Origin of the sequence: Spelaeicoccus albus, from assembly GCF_013409065.1 — a bacterium.
In the GTDB taxonomy this organism is placed as follows: Bacteria; Actinomycetota; Actinomycetes; order Actinomycetales; family Brevibacteriaceae; genus Spelaeicoccus; species Spelaeicoccus albus.
Window position 1 is genome coordinate 3,170,660 of record NZ_JACBZP010000001.1, and the last position, 14,594, is coordinate 3,185,253.

Here is a 14,594-nt window from a genome sequence, read left to right on the forward strand (position 1 = left end):
TTCACCGGGCCGTCGACCTCGCCGCCGACCTCGGCCGCCGAATTTGGATAGAGTATCCGAGGTCCCGTCTGCAGCGTTCATCGGCGGTTCTTCCCGTGATTAGGTACGGTGGAGAACGCAGGAGCGCAAGGCGGCCGGGCCGTTTGCGGCAGTCCTTACAGAAATAGTGACGGTGACAAGAATGACAGACGAATCCGCTCCGAAGCCGAGCCCGAAGCCGGCTCCGCGACCGGGGCCCCGGCCCGGACCACGGCCCGGACCACGGCCCGGAGCCGCACGGCTGCGCCCCGCCGCGCCCGCAGCTCCCGCTCCGACGATCTCCACCACTGATGCGGCAGCGCAAGCCGCCAAGTTCGGTCGTGTGGCAGACGACGGCACCGTGTACGTCACCGATGCGGCCGGTGAGCGCGCCGTTGGCCAATATCCGGATGCCGCACCGGAAGAAGCGCTGGCGTATTACTACCGCAAATACGCTGATTTGGCCGCTCAAGTGTCATTACTGGAGCAGCGTGCTGCGTCGGGGGCCCCGGCGCAAGACCTGCGCACGGCCGCCTCGACGCTTGCCGAGCAGCTGCCCACCGCCGACGCCGTTGGCGATCTGCCCGCGCTCGTCCGTCGCGTGGACGAGGTCACGTCGACCATCGATAGCCTCGCCGCCGAGCAGGCCAAGGCTGCAGAGGAGGCTCGTGCCCAGGCATTTACGGCCCGGGACAAGATCGTTCAAGAGGCCGAATCGATTGCCGACGCCGACCCCTCCTCGTTGCACTGGAAGCAAAGCAGCGCCCGCATGACCGAATTGTTCGACGAATGGAAGTCGCAGCAAGCGTCCGGTCCCAGGCTGTCGAAATCCGACGATCACGCTCTGTGGGGCAGGTTTCGAACGGCGCGTCACAAGTTCGACAAACATCGCCGTGAATACTTCTCGAAGCTGGACCAGCACAATGCCGAAGCCAAGCAGATCAAGAACAAGCTCATCGCCGAGGCCGAAAAGCTGTCCACCAGCACCGATTGGGCTGCCACCTCGGCCGAATACCGCCGGCTGATGAGCGAATGGAAGGCTGCCCCGCGGGCCAGCCGGAAGGACGACGACGCCCTCTGGGCGCGGTTCCGCGCGGCTCAAGACATCTTCTTTACGGCGCGCGGGAAAAAAGACGCCGAGGTGGACGCCGAATACGCCGAGAATCTCAAGGTCAAGGAAAAGCTGCTTGAATCGGCCGAGGCGTTGCTTCCGGTCAAGGATCCCGCCGCGGCCAAGAACGCGTTACGGAAGATCCAAGACGAATGGGAAGAAGCGGGCAAGGTGCCCCGCTCGGCCATGAAATCGGTCGAGGCGCGGCTACGCGCAGTCGAGCGAGCCGTCCAGGACGAAGAGGACGCCAAATGGCGGCGCAGCAACCCCAGGGGCTTGGAACGGGCCGAGGGAGCGCTCTCCCAGCTCGACGATTCGATAGCGGCGTTGGAAAAGGATCTCGATGCTGCCAAGGCCAGCGGCGATCAACACAAAGTCGACAAAGCCAGCGAAGCGCTGAGTGCCCGCCGGGCCTGGCGTGAACAGGTCGTCAAGGCGGCTCACGACTTCAGCTGACTGCGGCGAGGACTTTTCCACAGGGCGTTGCGTTTCGCCCTGAACCGGGTCACCGTTGACTCATGACAGTGCCGATGCTCGTGACGCCGTCGTTCGGCGTGACGCTGCAGGACTTGCGGGTCCTTGCTGCCGACGGGCTCATCACGCGCGTGTTCGGCGACGCCTACATCGCTGCCGGCAGCGCGCTCACGCCGTCCGTTCGCGCCGGTGCTGTGGCCGCCATGGCCGAGCCCGGTGACGTGATCGGCCGCGACACTGCCGTGTGGGTGTACACGGGGGCCTTGGCGACTCCGCTCCTGCACATCCTGGTACCGGGCGGCAAGCGGCACCGGCGCTTCCGCCCGGACTGCCTCGTGCACGAATCTCGCGCTCGCGGCGACGAGATCATCACCCTTGCCGGTCTGCGCTTGACCACCGTGCATCGCAGTGTTTACGACGTCTGCGCCGGCGACCTGACGAACGTCGACAACCTCCTGGAGTCGATCGGCTCCGCTCTCGATTGGGCCGACTTCGACGACTATCTGGTCCGGCGAGGGCCGGTGCCGGGACGCGCCAGAATCCGCGCCGCCGTGCAACGCCGTCTCGGCGGTGGATCAGCTCGAATCGAGGCGCCGACGGTCCCGACGGCGGTTAGGCTCCGGTGATCCGGTAGACGTCGAAGACGCCGTCGATGCGCCGCACGGTGGCGAGCACGTGGTCGAGGTGGCCGGCGTCGCCCATTTCGAACACGAACCGGGAAATGGCCACCCGGTTCTTCGAGGTGGCCACCGTCGCCGACAGAATGTTCACGTGGCTATCGGACAACACCCGCGTGACGTCCGAGAGCAGACGAGACCTGTCCAGGGCCTCCACTTGGATCTGCACGAGGAACACGTTGTTCTTGGCCCCGGACCATTCGACGTCGATCATCCGCTCGGGCTGAGTACGCAAGCCTGCCACATTGCTGCAATCGGCCCGGTGCACGCTCACACCGGAGCCGCGCGTGATGAAGCCGACTATGTCGTCGCCGGGCACCGGCGTGCAACAGCGGGCCAGCTTGACCAGGACGTCGTCCACGCCCTTGACCGCCACGCCGGAATCCGGACCGCGGCCGGCGCGCGGCCTGTTCGTCGGGATCTCGTCCGGCCCGTCGATGTCGTAGTCGGAACCGCCCAAGCTCTGCGCCAGCAAGTCGACGACGTGCTCGGCCGACACCTTGCCGTTGCCGACGGCCGCGTACATGGCGGACACATTGGCAAACCGCATCTCGGTGGCGATCGCCACCAGCGATTCTTGCGACATGAGCCGTTGCAACGGCAGGTTGTGTCTGCGCATCGCCTTGGCGATGGAGTCGCGTCCGTTCTCGATCTGCTCGTCGCGGCGTTCCTTCGAGAACCACTGCCGGATCTTGTTGCGGGCGCGCGGGCTCTTCACGAATGTCAGCCAGTCGCGGCTGGGTCCGGCGTTCTCGTCCTTCGAAGTGAAGACTTCCACCACGTCACCGTTGTTCAACGTGCTGTCCAGTGAGATCAGCCTGCCGTTGACGCGCGCGCCCATGGTGTGGTGCCCCACCTCGGTGTGCACGGCGTAGGCGAAATCGACGGGGGTGGATCCGGTCGGCAGCGAGATGACATTGCCCTTCGGAGTGAACACGTACACCTCGCTCGTGCTCATCTCGAAGCGCAGGCTGTCGAGGAACTCTCCCGGGTCCTCCGTCTCCTTTTGCCAGTCGAGCAGCTGACGCAGCCAGCCCATATCGTTGATGGACCCGGTGTCGTTGACCGTCAGGCTCGGAGCCGTGCCGGCATTGACGTCGTCCTTGTACTTCCAGTGCGCGGCAACGCCGAATTCGGCCCGCCGGTGCATTTGGTGGGTGCGGATCTGGATCTCCACCGGTTTGCCGCCGGGGCCGATGACAGTCGTGTGCAACGACTGATACATATTGAACTTCGGCATCGCGATGTAGTCTTTGAACCTGCCGGGCACGGGGTTCCATTTTGCGTGCACGGCACCGAGTACCGCATAGCATTCGCGTACGGTGTCCACCAGTACGCGCACCCCGACCAGGTCGTAGATGTCGGCGAATTCGTGGCCGCGCACTATCATCTTTTGATAGATCGAGTAATAGTGCTTGGGCCGGCCCGTGATGGTTGCCTTGATCTTCGAACCGCGCAGATCGGTGTCGATCTCACTGCGCACGACCGACAGGAATTCCTCGCGTTCCGGCGTGCGCTCGGCGACAAGGCGCACGATCTCGTCATACACCTTGGGATACAACGTGGCGAACGACAGGTCTTCGAGTTCCCACTTGATCGTGTTCATGCCGAGCCGGTGGGCCAGCGGCGCGTAGATGTCGAGCGTTTCCTTGGCCTTGGACGCGGACGACGACGGCGACACGTAGCGCCACGTGCGCGCGTTGTGCAGGCGGTCGGCCAGTTTGATGACCAGCACGCGAATGTCCTTGGCCATCGCGACGATCATCTTGCGCACGGTTTCGGCCTTGGCGGCGTCGCCGTAATTGAGCTTGTCGAGCTTTGTCACGCCGTCAACCATCATGGCGATCTCGTCGCCGAAGTCCCGCCGCAACGCGTCAAGCGTGTAAGTCGTGTCCTCGACGGTGTCGTGCAGCAGTGCGGCAGCCAACGTCTCGACCGTCATGCCCAGTTCGGCGAGAATCGTCGCGACTGCAACGGGATGCGTGATGTACGGATCGCCGCTCTTACGGCGTTGCTCGCGGTGGGCGTCGTCCGCCACCTCGAAGGCGCGGCGCAATATCGACACGTCCGCTTTCGGGTGGCTGGCGCGAACGGCGCGCACCAATGGCTCGAGCATTGGCGCGCCGGTGGCGTGCGTGCGTCCGGCCAGGCGTGCAAGCCTGGCCAAGGCGCGGTCCCGTCGTCCCGGCGAGTACTGGCGCACAGGTGTCTTGTCCGGTGCGGACTGCGAAGTGTCTTCCGCCATCGTCACCTCCCGCGGCGCCCGTGGATAGTCGTGCCTATCTCTCCAGTCTACCCACGGCCGCGGCGGGAACCGCCCTTGCGCCGCCTACGCGGGGCAGGCGTCCGGCCGGACTGGCCGCCCGCGGATCGACTCGCGCCGGAGTTCGAGCTGCCGGTCGTGTCCGAGCCGGAGCGGCCGGTACGCTTAGCGGTCTTTTGCTGCGTGATGGTGCCGCGACCCGAGGCACCGGGCGACGAGTCGTCGTCCTCGGGCGGCGTTTCGAATTCGACACCCTCGAGTTCCCAGGGGCGACTGCGCGCCGGCGCCGGTTTTTCGTCGGCCTTGTCTTCGCGCTCTTGCTCTTCTGGATCGATCAGTTCCAGCATCGACTTGTCGTCTTCCATCACGGGAGGCGCCGTAATGCCTTCCTTTTCGCGCAAATGCCGGATCTTGTGCCGTTGTTTGATCACTGCCGGCTCGGATTGCCGCAGCCAGGCGTACATCGGCGTCGCGACGAACAAGGTTGATGCGGCTGCCACGATGATGCCGATGAACAATGACAACGAGATGTCGGTCAGGGTGCCCGCACCGAGCCAGATGGTGCCGATGAACAAGATGGCGGCAACCGGCAGGGCGCCGACGACTGCCGTGTTGATGGAGCGCACAGTCGTCTGGTTCGCGCCGAGGTTGACGAGTTCCAAGAACGTGAAGTGCCGGTTGCGTTCAAACGACGTCGTGTTCTCGCGGATCTTGTCGAAGACGACCACCGTGTCATAGAGCGAAAAGCTCAAAACCGTCAGGAAGCCGACGATCGTCGTCGGGCTCACTTCGAACCCGGTGACGGCGTAAATGCCCGCCGACACGACCATCACCTGGAACACCGAGGCGATGGCGGAGACGGACATCTTCCACGTTCGGAAGTAGAGCGCCATGCCCGCGGCGGCCAGGACGACGAAGATGATCAGCGCCCGCAACATCTTTGCCGTGACGTCGCTGCCCCAAGTGGGGCCGATGAAGTTCGACGTCACGTCCTTGCTTTTGACGTGGTAGGCGTCCATCAGGGCGTCACGAACGCGCTCGGTCGCGCTATCGCCCAGCTGGTTCGTCTCGATCCGGACGCCGGACTGACCGGCACGGGCCACGCGCGGGTCGGCGTTCTTGGCCGCCGATTTCACCGCCTTGGTGCCGATCGACTCGGAATTGTTCGACACGTTCGAGATCTGGAATTCGGATCCGCCCTTGAAGTCGATGCTCAAGTTGAACCCGCCGCTGATGATCGGCACCAGGATCGACGCCACCACCGCGATGATGCTGATGGTGAGCCAGAGCTTTCTGCGGCCGACATATGGAATTGATCGTTTGCCGCTGTGCAGGTCGTTGCCCCACGAGGCGAAATTTGCAGCCATCAGTCGTCCTTCGCATTCGTGGTCGCGTGGGATTCTTGTCGCTCGTCCGACTTCTTGTTGAACTCCGCTTCCTGCTCGGCGGCCTTGCGCTCGGCGATCGTCATCCGCCTGCGCGCCTCGCCTTCGGCGGCGGCGTTCTTCTTTCCGCCCTTCTTTTTGCGGCCCGAGGCGTCCCGTTTACCGAGGTCCAGATTGAGCGCTCCCCGGTACGTCGCCTTGCTGACTCCGAGGCGGCGCGGGTCGAGGCCGGACAACGGATGTCCCTTCCAGAAGAATCGGGTCTGGGACAGCAACTGCAAGGTCGGGTGCGTGAACAACACGACGATGATGACGTCGACGATAGTGGTCAGGCCGAGCGTGAAGGCGAATCCGCGCACGCTGCCGACGGCCAGCAGATAGAGCACCACGGCACTCAAGAAGTTCACGGATTTCGAAGCGTAAATCGTGCGTTCGGCACGGAACCAGCCGGTATCCACGGCAGCGGACAAGGATCTGCCGCTGCGTAACTCGTCTCTGACGCGTTCGAAGTACACGATGAACGAGTCGGCCGTCATACCGATGGCCACAATGATGCCCGCGATACCGGACAGCGATAATCGGTATCCGTAGTGCCAGCTGACCAGGCCGAGCAACAGATACGTCATGATGCCGGCCACGACAAGGCTGGCCACCGTGACGAAGCCGAGCACTCGGTATTGCAGCAGCGAGTACACGACGACGAGCAAGAGTCCGATCACGCCGGCCAGCATCCCCTTGGCCAGGTAGCTCGATCCCAATGTCGCCGAAATGGTCTGCTCGGTCTGCACTTGGAAGGAAATCGGCAGCGCGCCGTTCTTCAGCTGGTTGGCCAGGGTCGTCGCGCTGTCCTGGGTGAAGTTGCCGCTGATCTGCGCGTGGCCGTCGGAGATGATCGCCTGCGACACCGGAGCCGAGATCACTTGCCCGTCGAGGACGATGGCGAATTGGTTGCGGGGCTGCTGCAGACCCGTGATGCGCTGCGTCACTTTGCGGAACTTCGAGGTGCCGTCGGAGTTGAACGTCAGGTTGACGGCCGGTTCGGAGGTTTGGGCACCGTTCGATCCGGTCACGTAGCCGAATTCGGCGTCCTTCACGTCCTGTCCCGGCACTTCGACGGGACCCAGGATGAACTTCGACTTGCCGTCATCGGAGCAGGACACGGTTGCCTTGTTCGGGTCGGCCACCGTGCTGCTCGATCGGTTCTTGGCCTTTGTACAGTCGAGCTTCGCGTATTTTTTCGCCACCGACGGCGTGATCCAGGCCGGATCGCTTGGGTTCTTCGGCTTGGACGTGGGCGTATCGTCGGACGCCGACTTCTTGCCGGAGTCGGCACCCGACTTGTTGGCGGAGTCCTTGTTCTTCCCCGAGTCCGGAGTCTTCTTTGCCGCCGGTATCCGGTGGGCTACTCCGCCGCCGTGACCCGTCGACTTGTCGCTGCTCTTTTTGTCCTTGGAACCGCTGTCCTTGGAACCGCTGTCGCCGTTGAGCCGGTTCAGCTTCTTTTGTTCGGCCTTCGAGATTCCCGGCGACTTGGTTTGCTTTTGGGACGGCTGCTTGTTGACCGGCGCCGGCTGCCCCTGCACGAGTACGGGGCGGAACTCCAGTTGCGCTGCGGCCTCGATCAGCTGGCGCGTGTGCTTGTCGGGGTGGCCGGGCAGATTGACCACGATATTGCGGCCGGCCGACGTCGAGATCTCCGCCTCCGACACGCCCGTCGAGTCAACACGCTGCCGAATGATCGACACGGCCTGTTGCAGTTGATCCTTGTTGATCTGCTGACTATGGCCGGCGGAGACTTTCGGTTCGAGCACTATCGAAGTGCCGCCGGCCAAGTCGATGGCCAGGCCGGGCTTCCAAGCGGCCTTACCCCATTGAACTCCGGAGAACAGCACTCCCGCCATGACCAGCGTGATGACTCCGAGCCAGACAAGGCGACGCACAGGATGTCCACTGAGGTTAGATCGTGCCAAGGAACCTACTCTTCTCGTGTTTTCGGACAGGCGAGGTCATCGGAACGGGCGTGTGCGCCGCGAACCGGGTGAGAGCCTACTGCGATTCGTTGCCGCGGTCACGCACTTCGGCGTCGACCGGCTCGTCGGAAGAGCTCTCCGAGTAGCCTTCGGCCGAGTCGTCGTCGGTACTCTCGTCGACGTCCTCGTACGATTCCTCGTTCTCGTCGATCGGCTGGGCGTCGACGGCTTCTTCCTCGTACTCCGCGTTCCGGTCGTACTCGTCGTCGTAGGTTTCGTCGTCATCGCGGCGGGCCTGCGCATCGACCGCTTCGCCGTAAGTGCCGTATTCGGCAACGTGCCCGTCATCGGTGAGCGATGAAGCGTCATCGGGCACATCGATATCTTCGTCGCCGAATTCGGACGACGGCGCGGCTTCCAAGATCTTGCCGACGGCCTGCTTGTGCACCGTCAGCTGCGTTCCGGGAGTCGTCTCCAAGACGACGCGGTTGTCCGTGTCGTCCATTGACACGACTGTGCCGAACACGCCGAACGTCGTCATGATCTCGGCGCCCGGGCCCAACTTCGTCGCCATCTCCTGCTGTTGTGCCTTGCGCTTGCGGCTCGAGTTGAACATCATGAAAATGAGCAAGCCGCCAAGGACGACCACAAGAATGATTGACATACCGTTTCCCTGCATTTAGAAATATTGTCTTCCGGTTCCGGTTGAACGCGTGTGTTCCGTTCACCGGCTTAAAGTTTTCTGGTGGCACCGAAAAATCGACCCACACAGCCAGTCTAGGTGACGGTGGTCTCTGCCGCACGTTTGACGGTTCCTCTGGTAGCTGAATAGCACGGCTCAGATCGGCAGAGCGCCGTCGCCGGGAGGCGGTGCCATGCCCAGGTGGTGCCATGCGGCGGGCGTGGCAATTCTCCCGCGCGGCGTGCGGGAAATGAACCCCTCCCGCACCAGGTACGGCTCGGCGACGGTCTCCACCGTCTCCGGTTCCTCGCCGACCGACACGGCAATCGTGGTCAGGCCGACGGGCCCGCCGTTGAAGCGTCGACACAGGGCCTCGAGCACTGCACGGTCGAGCCGGTCGAGACCAAGCTCGTCGACCTCGTACACGGTTAACGCGGCGCGTGCGGCCTTCAGGTCGACGACGCCGTCGCCGCGGACTTGTGCCCAGTCGCGTACGCGCCGCAGCAGCCGATTGGCAATTCGCGGCGTCCCGCGGGAGCGTCCGGCGATCTCGTCGGCCCCGGAAGAGTCGATCTCGATGCCGAGCAGCCCGGCCGATCGGTGGATCACCCGGGCCAGGTCGGTCGAGGAATAGAAGTCGAGGTACCCGGTGAAGCCGAACCTGTCGCGCAGCGGCGCCGGCAGCAATCCGGCGCGTGTCGTGGCGCCGACCAGCGTGAACGGCGGGAGGTCGAGCGGCAGAGCAGTGGCGCCCGGCCCTTTGCCGACCATGACGTCCACGCGGAAGTCCTCCATCGCGACGTACAGCATTTCCTCGGCCGCGCGCGCCATCCTGTGCACTTCGTCGACAAACAGCACTTCCCCGGGTTCCAGGGACGACAAGATGGCGGCCAGGTCGCCGGCGTGCTGCACGGCCGGGCCCGCCGTCAGCCGCAACGGCGCGCCGAGTTCGGAGGCGATGATCATGGCCAGCGTGGTCTTGCCGAGGCCCGGCGGGCCCGACAACAGCACGTGGTCGGGCGCGCGTCCGCGGCCCATGGCGGCTTGCAGCACTAAGGACAGCTGGTCGCGGACCGTTGACTGCCCGACGAACTCGCCGAGTCCTTTCGGACGCAGCGCGGCTTCGGCAGCGCGTTCGACGTCGTCGGCGCCGGCCGCCGTCAGCTTCTCGGCTTCCGCTCCGGTCGGCCCGAGCTCCGGGGCGCCGACTTCGAACGAACCGTCGAATTCGGTCATGACCGGCGTCCCATTTCACGCAAGACCTCCCGCAGCAGGTCGGCCACGGGCTTATCGGTGCCCGTGACCGCCAGCACGGCTCGAGTGCCGTCGGTGGCCTGCTTCCGATTCCACCCCAGGCCGACAAGCGCTTCGATGACTTGGTCTTCGGCGCCGGACGCCGGAGTCTCGGCGGGCCCGGGTGCGCCGGCTCCCGCTCCCGGGGCCGCGCCGAGCTTGCCGCCCAGTTCGAGGACGAGCCGGCCGGCGCCCTTCTTGCCGACGCCGGGCACCTTCGTCAGCGCCGTGATGTCCTCGTCGGCCACGGCGGCCCGCAAGCCGTCGGGACTGTGCACGGCAAGCATTGCCAGCGCGAGCCGCGGGCCGACGCCGGAGACGGTCTGGAGTTTCTCGAACACGTCCCGAGCGTCTTCGTCGGCGAAACCGTACAAGGTCAGCGAGTCCTCGCGGACAACCAGTGAGGTGGCAAGCGTGGCCTCCTCCCCCGCCGTCAGACCGGCCAGCGTGTTCGGTGCGGCGAGCACGTGCAGACCAATGCCCCCGACGGTCACGACGGCCGAATCCAGCCGCACTCGCTCCACTCGACCCGTCAGCAGTGAAATCACCGGTGCGCCCCTACTCGCTTCAAGAAATACGTGAACATGTGTACTAATAACACTACATGGCGGGGGTGACTATCCGTGTTTGCCCTTCAGCGCGTCGGCCCAGGTTTGCTGCGCAGCCGTGAGGCCGGAACCCTGCCGTCCGCGTGCCGTCCGATCGGAGAAATCGGCCGGCCCGGTCGTGGACGTGCCGGTTCCGGCTCCGCGCCAGAGGTGGCAGATCGCCAACGCCAGCGCGTCCGCGGCATCGGCCGGTTTGGGCGGCGTGTCCAGGTGCAAGATGCGCGTGACCATGGCGGTGACCTGCTTTTTGTCGGCACGGCCATTGCCCGTGATCGACGCCTTGACCTCGCTGGGCGTGTGCATGGCAACCGGGATGCCGCGCCGCGCCGCAAGCCCGATGGCGAGCCCGGATGCCTGAGCCGTGCCCATGATCGTCGACACGTCATGGCGGGCGAAGACCCTCTCGACCGATACGACGTCCGGACGGCACTCGTCCAACCACGCGTCCAGGGCATCGGCCAGCACGCCGAGCCGCACGTCGACGGACGCGGCGGAATCAGTACGTTCCACCCCGACGGCGACCATCTCGGCACGCCTGCTGCGCAGCGAGTCGATCACTCCGAGTCCGCAGCGTGTCAGTCCGGGGTCGATGCCGAGCACGCGCATTCAGTCGTCGTTCTCCAGTTCGGCCAGGACCTCGTCGGTGACATCGGCGTTCGAGTACACGTTTTGCACGTCGTCGCTCTCTTCGAGCGAATCGATCAAGCGGAAGACCTTGCGAGCGCCGTCCGCGTCCAGCTCGATTTCGGTGGCCGGGAGGAACCTGGCCTCGGCCGTGTCGTAGTCCATTCCGCCATCGACGAGAGCGGTGCGCACGTCGACGAGATCGGTGGCCTCGCAGATCACCTCGAACGTGTCCCCTTCATCGGTGACTTCTTCGGCTCCCGCATCGACGACGGCAAGCAGCACGTCCTCGTCGGTGACGCCGTCGGTCTTGGGCACCTCGATCACTCCCTTGCGAGTGAACAGATACGACACGCTTCCCGGGTCGCCCATGCTGCCGCCGCCGCGGGTGACTGCCACGCGCACGTCGGACGCCGCGCGGTTGCGGTTATCGGTGAGGCACTCGATCAGCAGGGCCACGCCGCCGGGCGCATACCCCTCGTACATGATCGTTTGATAATCGGCGCCACCGGCATCCTCACCCGAGCCGCGCTTGACGGCACGGTCGATGTTGTCGCCGGGCACCGACGATTTCTTTGCCGTTTGAATTGCGTCGTACAGCGTCGGATTACCGCTCACGTCACCGCCGCCGGTGCGGGCCGCCACCTCGATGTTCTTGATGAGCTTGGCGAACAGCTTGGCGCGCTTGGCGTCGACGGCCGCCTTCTTGTGTTTCGTGGTGGCCCATTTAGAGTGTCCCGACATAGATCTCCTTCATAGATTGTCTTTTCCGAGTCTAACGACACGCGACGACGGCCGGCATCCGCTCGGCGCGCGCCGTCAGCTGATCCGGCGGCAGGATCCGTCCCATTCGCCGCGCGCCGCGGTTTCGACGACCTCGGCGAGCTGCAACGGGTACACGGTCTCCCGCGACGACCTGATCTCCTCGACGGTCCACCATCGAACGTCGTCGAGCGTTTGTTGCTCGAGCGCCGTCCACCCGGCGTTGCTGAGCCTCACATCGGCAGGAACGCGGGCACAGTAGAACTCTTCGTGCTGGCGGACCGTCTTGGTGGCGAATTCGAATTCGGCGCTGCGCCGGGCCACCGGCCCGACCAGGTCCGACGGGACAAGGTCGATCCCCGTTTCTTCGCGCAATTCGCGCGCAGCCCCGGTGCGCGAATCCTCGCCGTCCTTCAATCCCCCGCCGACGGTGAACCACCAGCGGTGGTCGGCGTCGTCGGTGTCGTGTCCCTTGATCAGCAACGTCCGATAGTCGTCGTCGAGCACTATCACCCGAGCGGCATGACGGCTCAACATTCCGTCGGGCTCCGGCTGCCATTCGTCCCACCTGTCGGCCAAGTCGTCCTTGCCGGCCTTTGCGGCCTCGGACTGCTGCGCCAACACGATTTGTCCGCGCACGCGGGACATGCGCTGCCAGATGGTGAACATGCTGGCCAGCGCCAACAGGGCCAGCACCACCGTGAGGAAAATGCGCGGCAAGCCCATTCCGACGAAGCCCGTGAAAGTCAGCGTCAGCAGCAACCGGTCGGCGCGTTCGGCGATACCGCCGGCGGCTTTCAATCCGAGACCTTCGGCCCGTGCCCGAGCGTAGGAGACGATGCTGCCCAGGATCAAGCACGCCAGCGCCAGCATCGCCGTATACCGGTTGTTGCCGCCAAAGAAGTACCACAGCGCGATGCCGCAAAAGACCGCCGAATCGCCGAAGCGGTCAAGCGTCGAGTCGAGGAATGCTCCCCATACCGACGAGCGACCCGACTGCCTGGCCATGATGCCGTCGAGCATGTCGGAGAGCACAAAGACCGTGATGACTATCGTGCCGATGAGCAGATGACCTGTCGGATACAGCACCAGCGCGCCGATGCACACGCCAATGGTGCCGATGATCGTCATGGCGTCCGGCGTGATGCCGATTCGGAGGAGGAACGCCGCGATCGGCGTGAGCAGGCGAGTGAAAATCGCGCGGGCAAATTTGTTCAGCATCGTGTCTCCCAGGGTAATCCAGCGCCGGACGCGCCTCGCGCCTGCCGCGCCGAATCCATCGTGCGATACTCGAACCCATGCCGAAATCAGTCATGCTCTCGCGCCGCGCCCTGGCGTGGCGGGTCGGCGTGTTCGGCGTCCTGTTCGCGCTGACCGCGCTCGGCTCGGTGGCGCTGACCGATCCGTGGTGGCCGATCGGCCCGCAAAAGCAGTACGCCACGGGAATCGACGTCAACGGCACGATTCATTCCACCTACGCGGTGGCAAAGAACGAGAACGGCAAAAAGGTCCGGATTCCGTGGGGCATTCACGGCGTGGGTATCGGCCGCGCCGAGATCGAGGGCCAGTTGCAGCGCTTCATCGACCATCCCGCGCTGTTGCAAGCTCTCGCGATCGGTCACGCCCGCAGCATGCCCGGCGACTCGCCGTACACCACCATCTTTTTGATGCAGACGCAGACCAAATTGAAGAACGCGGTCGATCAGAAGACCGTCACGGTGGTCCTGGCCACGTGGCACGTGCACGACCCGGAGCACCCGCAGAACGCGGAGCAACGGCAATGAGCGTGGACACCGCACCGGCTCCCCCGGCGCGCACCCGCTTTCGCGCCTGGGCGGCCCCGCTGGTTCCTCGGGAGCGGATCTTCATCTTCCGCGTGATCATTTACCTCTTCGCAATCGCCGACACCCTGTGGATCTGTAATGATCCGCCGGCGCTGGCGAGAATCCCGTCCTCGCTCTACCGGCCCATTCTGCTACGCGACGTGCTGCACCTGCCGGCGCCGAATCCGGCCTATGTGGCGGTACTGCACATCGTGCTCATCACGGCTGCTTTGCTCGCGGCGTCCGGCTATTTGTCACGCATTGCCGGGATCGTCGTGTTGCTGGCCTTCGTGGACTGGGTGACAATCGGGTACAGCTTTTCCAAGGTCGACCACGACCAGTACGCGTTTTTCGTGGCGTTGCTGGCGCTGCCGTTTGCCGGCAAGGCCCGCTGGGGCGACAGCACGCACAGCGAAGCCGCCGGGTTTGCTATCCGCTGCATTCAAATCGGCGCCGTGTGCTGTTACTTCCTGTCGGCGGTGACCAAGGTGCGCTTTGGCGGGTGGGGCTGGGCCAACCGGGTGGTTGTCGGCTGGGCGTTCGCCCGACGCGGCACCCCGTTCGCGCACTGGCTGCTCACCATCCCGCATTTCGCGCGCATGAGTCAGTGGCTGATGATCCTCGCCGAAACCGCGTCGCCGGCGCTCTTGTTCTTACGCCGGACGCCGTTGGCGGCCTTCGTCTGCTTCTTTTGCCTCTTTCACGCCATCACCTGGGCGACGCTCGGGATCTCGTTCTTCCCGCTGATCGTGTGCCTGCTGGCCTTTGCGCCCTTGGAGAAGGTGTTCGGCGCCGATTCCCCGCTTGGCCGCCGTGTGCGCCGACGCTCCCGCTGACGGGGTGCTTTGCCCTTCCCGGGGTGGTAAATACCGCCCCGGCGGCGACAAACCACCCCACGGCCGCT

The 14,594-nt window shown here is 64.7% G+C and carries 12 protein-coding genes and 1 pseudogene; 4 read left to right on the forward strand and 9 right to left on the reverse strand.

The features are described 5' to 3' along the window. Positions 1-181: 181 nt before the first annotated feature. Both BJY26_RS14710 and BJY26_RS14715 read left to right on the forward strand, forming a co-directional pair. Complete coding sequence (locus BJY26_RS14710; protein WP_179428966.1) at positions 182-1,585, forward strand: DUF349 domain-containing protein; 1,404 nt, start codon at positions 182-184, stop codon at positions 1,583-1,585. Positions 1,586-1,647: 62 nt separating this feature from the next. Beyond that, the gene (locus tag BJY26_RS14715; RefSeq protein WP_179428967.1) at positions 1,648-2,229 is read left to right on the forward strand and encodes a hypothetical protein; all 582 of its coding nucleotides are present in this window, start codon (positions 1,648-1,650) and stop codon (positions 2,227-2,229) included. On the opposite strand, the gene BJY26_RS14720 is transcribed toward BJY26_RS14715, so the two are convergent. The 9 genes and pseudogenes from BJY26_RS14720 to pgsA form a co-directional block, all read right to left on the reverse strand. Next, positions 2,216-4,525: a RelA/SpoT family protein gene (locus BJY26_RS14720; protein ID WP_179428968.1), complete on the reverse strand. Its 2,310-nt coding sequence runs from the start codon at positions 4,523-4,525 to the stop codon at positions 2,216-2,218. The two genes, BJY26_RS14715 and BJY26_RS14720, sit on opposite strands and share 14 nt — an antisense overlap. A gap of 380 nt (positions 4,526-4,905) precedes the next feature. Further along, a pseudogene (secF, locus tag BJY26_RS14725) lies at positions 4,906-5,910 on the reverse strand (protein translocase subunit SecF); the annotation flags it as partial. Further along, complete coding sequence (gene secD, locus BJY26_RS14730) at positions 5,910-7,868, reverse strand: protein translocase subunit SecD (RefSeq protein ID WP_342354672.1); 1,959 nt, start codon at positions 7,866-7,868, stop codon at positions 5,910-5,912. The pseudogene secF and the gene secD, both read right to left, overlap by 1 nt. 106 nt (positions 7,869-7,974) lie before the next feature. Continuing rightward, positions 7,975-8,562: a preprotein translocase subunit YajC gene (gene yajC / locus BJY26_RS14735; protein ID WP_179428969.1), complete on the reverse strand. Its 588-nt coding sequence runs from the start codon at positions 8,560-8,562 to the stop codon at positions 7,975-7,977. A 174-nt stretch (positions 8,563-8,736) separates the two neighbouring features. After that, positions 8,737-9,816, reverse strand: coding sequence for a Holliday junction branch migration DNA helicase RuvB (gene ruvB / locus BJY26_RS14740; RefSeq protein WP_179428970.1), 1,080 nt, complete (start codon positions 9,814-9,816; stop codon positions 8,737-8,739). Then, positions 9,813-10,421: a Holliday junction branch migration protein RuvA gene (gene ruvA / locus BJY26_RS14745; protein WP_179428971.1), complete on the reverse strand. Its 609-nt coding sequence runs from the start codon at positions 10,419-10,421 to the stop codon at positions 9,813-9,815. The genes ruvB and ruvA overlap by 4 nt, the downstream gene beginning before the upstream one ends. A 69-nt stretch (positions 10,422-10,490) precedes the next feature. Further along, positions 10,491-11,087 (reverse strand): crossover junction endodeoxyribonuclease RuvC, encoded by a 597-nt coding sequence (gene ruvC, locus BJY26_RS14750; RefSeq protein WP_179428972.1) that lies wholly within the window; start codon positions 11,085-11,087, stop codon positions 10,491-10,493. Beyond that, positions 11,088-11,849, reverse strand: a complete 762-nt coding sequence (locus tag BJY26_RS14755) for a YebC/PmpR family DNA-binding transcriptional regulator (RefSeq protein ID WP_179428973.1) — start codon at positions 11,847-11,849, stop codon at positions 11,088-11,090. Between the two features lie 75 nt (positions 11,850-11,924). Next, positions 11,925-13,088 (reverse strand): phosphatidylinositol phosphate synthase, encoded by a 1,164-nt coding sequence (gene pgsA / locus BJY26_RS19615; RefSeq protein WP_179428974.1) that lies wholly within the window; start codon positions 13,086-13,088, stop codon positions 11,925-11,927. Between the two features lie 77 nt (positions 13,089-13,165). Between pgsA and BJY26_RS14765 the strand changes: the two genes are divergently transcribed. Together BJY26_RS14765 and BJY26_RS14770 are read left to right on the forward strand one after the other, a co-directional pair. After that, the gene (locus tag BJY26_RS14765) at positions 13,166-13,651 is read left to right on the forward strand and encodes a hypothetical protein (protein ID WP_179428975.1); all 486 of its coding nucleotides are present in this window, start codon (positions 13,166-13,168) and stop codon (positions 13,649-13,651) included. After that, positions 13,648-14,526, forward strand: a complete 879-nt coding sequence (locus BJY26_RS14770; protein ID WP_179428976.1) for a hypothetical protein — start codon at positions 13,648-13,650, stop codon at positions 14,524-14,526. The genes BJY26_RS14765 and BJY26_RS14770 overlap by 4 nt, the downstream gene beginning before the upstream one ends. Positions 14,527-14,594: the final 68 nt, after the last annotated feature.

Excerpts from the sequence above, each read along its gene's own strand:
- ruvC (WP_179428972.1), bottom strand. The coding sequence starts at position 11,087 with ATGCGCGTGCTCGGCATCGACCCCGGACTGACACGCTGCGGACTCGGA.
- pgsA (WP_179428974.1), bottom strand. The coding sequence starts at position 13,088 with ATGCTGAACAAATTTGCCCGCGCGATTTTCACTCGCCTGCTCACGCCG.
- BJY26_RS14710 (WP_179428966.1), top strand. The coding sequence starts at position 182 with ATGACAGACGAATCCGCTCCGAAGCCGAGCCCGAAGCCGGCTCCGCGA.
- BJY26_RS14770 (WP_179428976.1), top strand. The coding sequence starts at position 13,648 with ATGAGCGTGGACACCGCACCGGCTCCCCCGGCGCGCACCCGCTTTCGC.
- yajC (WP_179428969.1), bottom strand. The coding sequence starts at position 8,562 with ATGTCAATCATTCTTGTGGTCGTCCTTGGCGGCTTGCTCATTTTCATG.
- BJY26_RS14715 (WP_179428967.1), top strand. The coding sequence starts at position 1,648 with ATGACAGTGCCGATGCTCGTGACGCCGTCGTTCGGCGTGACGCTGCAG.
- BJY26_RS14765 (WP_179428975.1), top strand. The coding sequence starts at position 13,166 with ATGCCGAAATCAGTCATGCTCTCGCGCCGCGCCCTGGCGTGGCGGGTC.
- BJY26_RS14720 (WP_179428968.1), bottom strand. The coding sequence starts at position 4,525 with ATGGCGGAAGACACTTCGCAGTCCGCACCGGACAAGACACCTGTGCGC.
- ruvB (WP_179428970.1), bottom strand. The coding sequence starts at position 9,816 with ATGACCGAATTCGACGGTTCGTTCGAAGTCGGCGCCCCGGAGCTCGGG.
- BJY26_RS14755 (WP_179428973.1), bottom strand. The coding sequence starts at position 11,849 with ATGTCGGGACACTCTAAATGGGCCACCACGAAACACAAGAAGGCGGCC.